The 8595-nt window shown below is 38.5% G+C and carries 10 protein-coding genes; 1 reads left to right on the forward strand and 9 read right to left on the reverse strand.

Annotation, left to right across the window (positions count from 1 at the left end; translation table 11 throughout):
• Positions 1-225 precede the first annotated feature (225 nt).
• A complete protein-coding gene (locus tag CQA58_RS06105) occupies positions 226-1131 on the forward strand; it encodes a helix-turn-helix transcriptional regulator (RefSeq protein WP_115569841.1) in 906 nt (301 codons plus the stop codon).
• Between the two features lie 3 nt (positions 1132-1134).
• On the opposite strand, the gene CQA58_RS06110 is transcribed toward CQA58_RS06105, so the two are convergent.
• The 9 genes from CQA58_RS06110 to CQA58_RS08460 all read right to left on the reverse strand — a co-directional run.
• Entirely contained in the window at positions 1135-1968 is an 834-nt protein-coding gene (locus CQA58_RS06110; protein ID WP_115569842.1) for an SMP-30/gluconolactonase/LRE family protein, read from the reverse strand.
• 70 nt (positions 1969-2038) lie between these two features.
• A complete protein-coding gene (locus CQA58_RS06115; RefSeq protein WP_115569843.1) occupies positions 2039-2296 on the reverse strand; it encodes a hypothetical protein in 258 nt (85 codons plus the stop codon).
• A 129-nt stretch (positions 2297-2425) separates the two neighbouring features.
• On the reverse strand, positions 2426-2716 hold the full coding sequence (locus CQA58_RS06120; protein WP_115569844.1) for a hypothetical protein: 291 nt from the start codon (positions 2714-2716) through the stop codon (positions 2426-2428).
• A gap of 124 nt (positions 2717-2840) precedes the next feature.
• Positions 2841-3551 carry an agmatine deiminase family protein gene (locus tag CQA58_RS06125; RefSeq protein WP_115569845.1) on the reverse strand — a complete coding sequence of 237 codons (711 nt, stop codon included), beginning with the start codon at positions 3549-3551 and terminating at the stop codon, positions 2841-2843.
• Between the two features lie 9 nt (positions 3552-3560).
• Positions 3561-4784: a BspA family leucine-rich repeat surface protein gene (locus tag CQA58_RS06130; protein WP_115569846.1), complete on the reverse strand. Its 1224-nt coding sequence runs from the start codon at positions 4782-4784 to the stop codon at positions 3561-3563.
• A 44-nt stretch (positions 4785-4828) separates the two neighbouring features.
• Positions 4829-5530, reverse strand: a complete 702-nt coding sequence (locus CQA58_RS06135; RefSeq protein ID WP_115569847.1) for a uracil-DNA glycosylase family protein — start codon at positions 5528-5530, stop codon at positions 4829-4831.
• Positions 5531-5692: 162 nt separating this feature from the next.
• Entirely contained in the window at positions 5693-6955 is a 1263-nt protein-coding gene (locus tag CQA58_RS06140; RefSeq protein WP_115569848.1) for a hypothetical protein, read from the reverse strand.
• Between the two features lie 113 nt (positions 6956-7068).
• A complete protein-coding gene (locus tag CQA58_RS06145) occupies positions 7069-8442 on the reverse strand; it encodes a rhodanese-like domain-containing protein (protein WP_115569849.1) in 1374 nt (457 codons plus the stop codon).
• A partial coding sequence (locus CQA58_RS08460; RefSeq protein WP_170126755.1) for a YeeE/YedE thiosulfate transporter family protein occupies positions 8442-8595 on the reverse strand: 154 nt, incomplete at its 5' end. The genes CQA58_RS08460 and CQA58_RS06145, both read right to left, overlap by 1 nt.

Below are 8595 nucleotides of genomic sequence, written 5' to 3' on the forward strand. Positions count from 1 at the left end.
TTCTCCTGCATTCTAGCTCTTAAGATTTTTCTAACCTCACTTGCTTGATAAAACATTGCTCTCATCTTCACACAACGCTCTAAACTTTTTTATCCATAGATTGATATTTCTTCATCTTTTTCTCCGATTTTTTTGTGGAGTTTTAGCAAGTTATTCAAGACATCTTATGTCTTATTTTTATCTTTTAATGCTACAATCACTCAAATCTTCATCAAAGGACAAAATATGCTAGGACTTGAAAATTCCAAAACAAAAAGGATTAACTACATTTATGAAAAACTTCTCCAATCCCCTCTAGGGCTGAGTATCGGCGAACTTGCCAAAGAGTTAGGAGTCAGCACCAAAACCATTCAAAGAGATTTTTATGGGACTTTGGGGGATTATGGGATTGTCAAAGAGGGGAGAAAGTGGAGAATCGACTTTGAATCTCTCAAAGAGCTAGGAGATGAAGATGAAAGGATTGTCGCCTCAATCCTAGATGAACTTGCCAAAAACTCAGGCAACGCTCTCTACTCCAAAGCCCAGTCTCTCCTCACTCGCACGCTTCATCGCATAGAACACCCTATCTTTGCAAATTTTCAAAGTGAAAAGTTAGATGAAAAAGATCTTAGAAAATTCAAAATCCTAGAGAGAGCCATCAAATCCAAAAATGAAGTAAGCTTCACTTATGAGGGCAAATATTTTGAAGCAAAGCCCCTCAAACTCGCCTTTTTTGATGGGTTTTGGTATCTGCTTGTCTTTGATAGCAAACAAGAAGACACATTCAAAAAGTTTCACCTCAAAACAATCAAAAATCCCAAAATCGAGTCTTATAAATTTGAAGTGCCTTTTAGTATTGAAGAAAAACTCAAAAATGCAAACTCAATTTGGTTTAGCTTAAGCGATGCGTTTAATGTCGTGCTTCATATCAGTGCCAATGTCAAAAAATACTTTTTACGCAAACCTTTTGTAGGACAAAAATTTTTGGGAGAAGAAAATGATGGCTCTATCACCATAGAAGTGCCTGTTACCAACGATATGGAAGTTTTGCCAATCGTGTATAGCTATATCCCCCATATCAAAGTCATCTCCCCTGAATGGTTACGCAAAAAGACAAAGAGAGTGGTAAGGGAATATGCAAAAGAGCTATAAACTCTAAAAGTTTTGGATTCTACTCACTTTGTTTTCTACAAGTTTGGGTATCCACAAAACATTCCCATTCACACCAATATCTGCTGGACCTTTCATTGACTCAAGGTTAAGAGGAGTGATTTTCCCCTCTCTGCTAATACGATAAATTTTCCCTTGATATTTCTCTCCCCAATCACTTACAATGAAATTTTTATCTTTATCAAAAGCTATACCATCAAGTGATCCAATAGGTTGAGTTTGAAATATCATTTTTTTATCTTTCAAACTATAACCAAGCAATGAGCCTTTGATTTTCTTTGCAGGAGCGAAAGTAACGACAAAGAGTGTATCAGCCTCTCTATCCACCAATACTCCATTTGGCCCTCCAAATTTAGAATCTACTTCAAGGAAAAGCTCATATTTTTTCTTTGCAATATCTATCTTGTAAATCACTCCCTTACGATTATCACTCACAAAAATATATTTTCCATCTAAAATCGTAATATCATTAAGAGAGATTGCATCTTTGATTAATATTTCAAAAACTTGATTTTTATTAGCTAAATCAAATCCTTTAATCTTATCTATATCTGCCACATACAAAACACTCCCTACTCTTCCCATCCCTTTGGGTGCATTCAATCCTTTGATAAAATATCTCTCTAATACTTCTCCACTCTCTGAAAGTTTAGAAATATAACCATCACCATCCTTTGCCAATGCCTCTCTTTTCTCTCCAATATTGCTGACATACACTTCACTCCCTGCCAAAACGCTTTCAGGGTGAGAAAACCCATCAATCTCTAATGCCATAAGATTGCATACTATCAAAACTAAAAACAAGCATATATTTTTCATCTAATTCCCTTTCAAAAAGTATTTATAAATTTTAACAAATCTCGATAAACACAGAGATGGACTTAGAGAGCTAAATCTTCTCCTCTAAGATTATAGGAGGGATTTCTACTTCTTGAGGGGCTTCTTGCTGAGGGGCTATGACTTTGAGGGCTTCTTCTTTGGGGGAAGTGATTTTCTCATACGCCCAATAAATCCCCAAACATAGCAATACTATCAACCCTAGTGGCAAAATCACACGGACAAAAATTACCCACAAAGTGCTAAAAATAATCAATACAAGAAAAAGAGCAAAAAGAAAAGATATCAGCCCACCGATTGCAACACCCATTGAAACTCCTAGAATTTTTTCAGATTCTAACATACCCTAGCGACAGGGTGTGTCGCAAGATTTTGAACAACACTCTAGGGCAAAACCATTTTAGACAAATACTCTTTATCTGTAAAATATTGAAAAATATTATTTTAATTGCTCTTTGATTTTATCTTTTATTTCATCCCCCACTCCTTGAATCTTTTTTATTAATTCTTGATTTTCTTTTGATGATAACTCTTTTTTGATCCTTTCATCAACTTCACTTTTGTGTTCCATATACCATTGATAACCAAAATAAATGGCTATCAACAAGAATATCGCACTGAGAATTGAAAAGATCATCTTAAAAATCATTTTTCCAACAAAAGTAATCATAAAGACAACACACACAATCCCAATAAGAGCAGACAATCCACTACCAATAATAACTCCCATTCCTTTTCCTTAATATAATATTTATTTTTTAAAATTATAACATAAGATTGACAGACTTTCATCGCCCTATATCTCAGCACTCACACAATGCAATGCCCCACCTCTAGCGATGATTTCTTTGCACTCAATGGGGGATAATAGTTTTGTCTTCAAAAATCTCTTCAAATCTCTCTATAACTCTTTTATCCTCATTGATTCCATAAGTAGGGAGCAAAAGAAGATTTTTAACTTCTACAAAGTTTAGATATGCTCCCCATTTGTATTTGGATAAAAACTCATCTGAATACTTTAGAGAAATTATCTCATATCCCTCTAATGCACGCTCTAGCTTACTATGAAATCCTTTGCCTTCTAGTGAAAAATCATTGACTAAGATTCTCCTCTCATCTATCCAGCGACACATTGCATCGCTATGCCCATAGCGATCATAAGCTACTTTGGGGAGCAAAATCACTCTCTCCACCCCTGCCTTCTCTTCAATCATTGAGATAATCTCACTTTGTGAAAAGCTAGGATTCTCACTCAATATCTTTTCACACATCAAAACTGAATTTTTAAATCTAGCAAAATTTCCCCCATCAAGCACAAGCCCCAAGTCCTTCTCCCCTCGTGGATAAGAGGTGCGTAGATGAGGAGAAGATTTGAGATAATTTGGATTATATTCATAGGAGAGAAAGCTCCCATCTTCCAAAGCCAAAGGCATAAAATCCCTCATCCAAATATCCTTGCACCCCTCAATGAGAGCATACTTCACTCCTCTCTCCTCTAATGCCCCCTCAATCCTCCCCCACACTTTGGGGTGCTTCTGTGCTAGTAATCTTGCAAAAGCTATCATTCTCTCTCCTTACTCAGCCCACGCAGGAATCTTGTCTTCACGCTCTAGCTCGCTATCAAAAAACACTCTCTCCACATTTGCCTCTTTGCTAACTTCCCAATCTGAAATATTTTGATTAAATGGAGTTTCTGCAAATGCTTCATAGAAGTTTTTAACTTTACCCACTTTCCACGCACTCAAATCTGCATTGATTTTTGAACCCATAAACACACGCTCAAGATTTTCAACCCCACTTACATCCCAATATTCAATCCCCCTAAAGTCTTCTACTCTGCTCTCACATTTCTCAATCCTTTTAGAAGAGCAAAACACATAACTCAAATCTTTTATCTCACTCACATCAATCTCAATCAATGGCAAAGCCATATATCGCACTGCCACTCCATTGACTTTGCCATAGCCTACTAGCTCGTTTTGATATTGCTTCAAGATTTTTGCAAGCTCATCTTTGGTTTTGGGGCGAAATGTGGGATTTTTCTTTGCAAACTCCACATACCAAAGAGGGTATTTCTCAATATTGCTCCCCACAAAAAGGGCTTTCATATTTTTAACCCCTCTAGGATTCCACGCTTTTATCACTTCTAGCCCTCTGCCACTAAATCCCTCAAACATTCCCTCAAGACTCTCAGCCCCACTCATATCCCAAAACTCAATCCCCAAAAGATCCCTGCGAGAGTTTTTAAAGAGATAACTAAAGTCTTGAATCTTAGCCACATCAATCTCTGCAAGATTAACCCTACCATCTCTCAAAATCTGCTCTAGCTCCTCACGACTTTGTGGAGTGTAGGTGGGGTGCTTAAGGATAAATTCGATATACCACTTAGGAAGCTTAGCGATAGAAGAGGAAGAAAACATAAAGCTCATCTTCTTAGCCCTCACATCCCAATCCTCAATCCCACTCAAATCACTTCTGCCATAATCCTCATCAAAGAGATAGCTCATATCTTTGATTTGGCTTACATCAATATTTTGAAGTGGTATCTTTGGTTTTCTTAGAAGTGCTATTAGCTCCTTTTTACTCTGAGGGGTATAAGTCTGATTGGCCTGATAGCTATTCCTCTGTTCCTCTCTCATTCGCCTCTCTTCTCTAGCCCTCTCACGCTCGATTCTGCGTTGTTCTCTTATCATCTCTTGGGTGTTGTCTTTTTTGATAAACAAATCAAACACACCTGAAGCCAAACTCAAATTTGCCCATAAAAAAAGCATAAGTATCCCTATTGCGATTTTTTTCATTTTTATTTTCCTTTAAGCCCCCCCCCCCCCCAACAAATGAAAAATTAAAATACCATTTTGTCCAATCCTGTATTTTTTATTGCATTTCTCCACTTTTCCAATTTGCTCTGAAAATTCCCAGAATTCATCGGAGAAGGTGAGGTAAGTTTTCGAATCTTTACAGACTTTTTCCCCTCTTTAAATCTATAAAAAACCCCTCCCTCAACAGACGTGGGTTTCTCCCCTTTTCTATTTAATGGCAAGTTATCTCTATTGATTCTCAAGTACTCTTTTTTTGCAATCTGCTCCACCCAAGAACTCGTAAAGAAAATTGTTGTGATATCATCATATCTATCTAAATAATAAGTAAGATCTACAATTTCGATTGGAAAAATGTTTGAATCAGAAGAAAGATTGTCATAACGTTTAATTGTTTGAAATAAATCCAAAAAAGCAATACCTCTATTTTCGCAAAAAATTTTTCTCTCTTCTTTTGTGGCCAAAACTTTCCCTTGACATCCCAAGGCACATTGGAGTAAGCCATCCACTCCACCTTTCCCCCAAAAATCATTATCCTTACTTCCATAAAACCAATCAACATCATTCTTATTCAGTTGCTTATGTTTTATAGAAAACCTATATGGGGGAAAACTTCCTACAATCAAATATCTTGCCCCTGCAAGGTCATCAGGATTGTTAAATGGGTGATTTTCAACCCCAATCCCTTTAGAGGTTGTTATCACATTATGCTCTAACTTTTCACACATGCTCAGCTCCTTACTTCAAAAATTTTTCGGCATTATTGCAAAACAAAGCTTAAGCAGAGTTTAATTTATCTTATAATAAACTTAAATAAATATTCTATCCCTACAAGCTAATGATTCCTCCCATATATCATAGTTTGCAAGGATAGAATCCGATATTCCCCCCTATTCTCCTTTGGCAATCTGTGTAAGTCCTCTCACTTTCTCTCTCCCCTCCTCTGCCACCTCCACCTCTTGAAGCAGTTGTCCTTGTGTGCTAAACTCAAAGATTTTTCCATACATTTTGATTTTATACCCCAAGATTTTGCCCCATATCCTAAGCTCCCCATCATTCCTCACAAAATGCCACTTAATTTTCTCCCCCAAAATCCTTAGCACTTCCTCACGCGTTTTTTGGCGAAACTCACGCCGATCAAGGTGGATTTGCCTCATTTCATTGAAGATTCCCACCCCATAATCAGAGGTGAATTCCACAAGCTCCTTGCCCCTCCTCTGCGTGATGACAAAAATCACTCCATCAAACCTCTCACATCGCCTTGAGATATTGCGATATTTCTTTGCCACCTCCATCGCCTCTTCCCTCTCATCAAACAACACATCACTTAACCCCACAAAAAACTCACTTGCCCTCACACCTAGAGCATAAAACCCCCTGCCAATCCACTCTTCCAAACTCTCACACTCACTCAAAATCTCAGCCCCTTTTTTGAATCTCCAAAAATCCACAAACCCCATTTTCTCAGCAAGTCCATTATGGCTACTCTTTTGCACCCTCTCTCTCACACGCAAAAAGAGATCTTCTCTGCTCTCTTCACACAACGACTTCCTTAGCACTCTCACAAACCTCCCCTCCACATCAAGCCGACACACTTTCCCTAGTATCTCCACACGATAGCCTAGTATCTCCCCACACTTCTCTAATTTGCCTTCATTTGCCTTGTAATGCTCTTGAGCTATCACGCCACACTCACTCAATATTTCATTGAGCGTTTTTCTCTCAAATCGCTCTTTGAAGCCAGAGAGTATGATGAGCTTTTTCATCTTTGCATCAAGTGCTTGATAGTGTTTTACAAATGCAGTATTCAAAGAATCCATTTTTGAGCGAGTATAGCTAGGGATAATTTGAGTTTCTGCATACAAGATATTACAAATGATTTTCTCCCCATCAAGCAACTCTCTGCACTCACCAAACTCACTCTCTACCTCATCCCAATCAAACCCAAACCACCTCAACGCCTTAGCATAAAACTCAAAAGCATTGTGCCTTCTATCCTCATACCCACTTTCTAGCCAATCCCTTAGGCACTCATATTTCTCTATCTCACTCACAGCTTGGATAAACCACCCTTGCTCGGCATATCCCATCGCCTTGCAAGTGGCTTCATCGTGGGCTTTAAGCACTAGTTTTGCTTTAATACTAGAAAACATTTTCTCTCCTTAATTTTAAGATGAGAAAAGTCTAGCCAAATGTTTAGGACAAAAAATGTCCTATAAGCAAAAGATTTGAAATTTTGATAGTCCCACCTCCATTTTCCTCTATTTTAGTCTTTACAAGATTCGCCCTTTTTGAAGACTTTGCCAAAGTCGTTTTTGGCATCAGGCTTACTCATTCCATTAGGTGCTCCTAGCTGGATAGGCAAGCTCTCATCCATTTGCCACGCATTCCACCCTCCATCATAGACTTTTGCATTTTTCCATCCTGCCATTTGTGTCATAAACCACGATACCCCTGCTCTCCACCCTGTCCCACAATAAAACGCCACATAATCACTTGACTCTACCCCTTGAGATTTCCAAAGCTCAAAAATCTCTAGTGGATTTCTCAAAGTCCCATCAGGATCATAATAATCAGCCATATTTGAAGCATCGCTCCCTGCAAAGCCAAATATCGCTCCCACAGGCTCTCCTGCTCTTGGGATATAGCTATATCCACTAATCTTACCGATATACTCATCCCACGCTCGGTTACTCACTAGCTTTAATCCCTTTTTTTGCTCTTTGATTAAGTCTTTTGGCATTGAGATGATGATTTGAGAATCTTTGGGGATTTTACTTCCAAACTCTTTCTCTGCCTTTGGGATATTGACTTTATCTTCAGTTTCAAACCCTGCATCAATCCAAGTGTCTAAATTGCCATTGAGAACCCTCACATCTTTTACTCCTGCCCATTTAAGTGCCAAAAACACGCGATAGGCTGCAAGTTGGTTGCTTGAGTAAAGAATAATTGTCTTATCTGCCCTAATGCCGTTTTTTAGCAAGTTTGCCTCTACTACTTCAGGAGAAGAGAGATTCCACACGGGAGCATTCTCTATCCAATCGGTGTTAAAATGATATGCTCCTTTGATGTGTCTAGAGTAGTCTTTGGCATCTTTGAGATCTCCCCAAGATACTTCAAATACCATATAAGGAGAGCCATTGTAACTCTCAAGCTTCTCTCCACTCATCAGGGCATTGAGCCAAGAGGGAGAAACACTATAAGAGAAGTTAGGGAAACTCTCTAGGGGATAGTCTGCATTTGCATACTCAATCGCTCCATCATAAGTCTTGACTTTATAGCCCCTAGAGGCAAATTCTGCACTTACTCGCTCCAAGCTCTCAGGATTGCTATCATAGAGGATAAGTGTCTTATCTTTAGTGATCCCCTTTTGCTCTGCAAATCGCTCTAGCTCATTCATATCCATATAATCAAGCCAAGAAGTGCTAAACTGAATCGCCCCCTTGATATGCCCTCCTCTCTTTGCTCCACTCTCTTTAAATCCATTATAAAAGCTATCATCTCTTATATCAATCACGATATTTTGAGGGTTATTGATAGATTTTAGAAATTCTTGAGTTTTTATCTTCTCCACCACTTCCCTATCGCCACAACCTAGCAAAACTAGACTTAATCCCAAAGCCAAAGATTTGATTCTCATTATCTTCTCCTCAATTCACATTGTTTCACTCTAAAAAAGCTTGAAGCCACCACGCACCCCACAATCATCGCTACCATTGCAATCCACCCTTGCCAAGAGAAATACGCACTTGCCACTAGTGCATTTGTCGCTGTGCAACCCCCTGCCCAATAC

The organism is Helicobacter brantae (genome assembly GCF_003364205.1).
In the GTDB taxonomy this organism is placed as follows: Bacteria; Campylobacterota; Campylobacteria; order Campylobacterales; family Helicobacteraceae; genus Helicobacter_G; species Helicobacter_G brantae.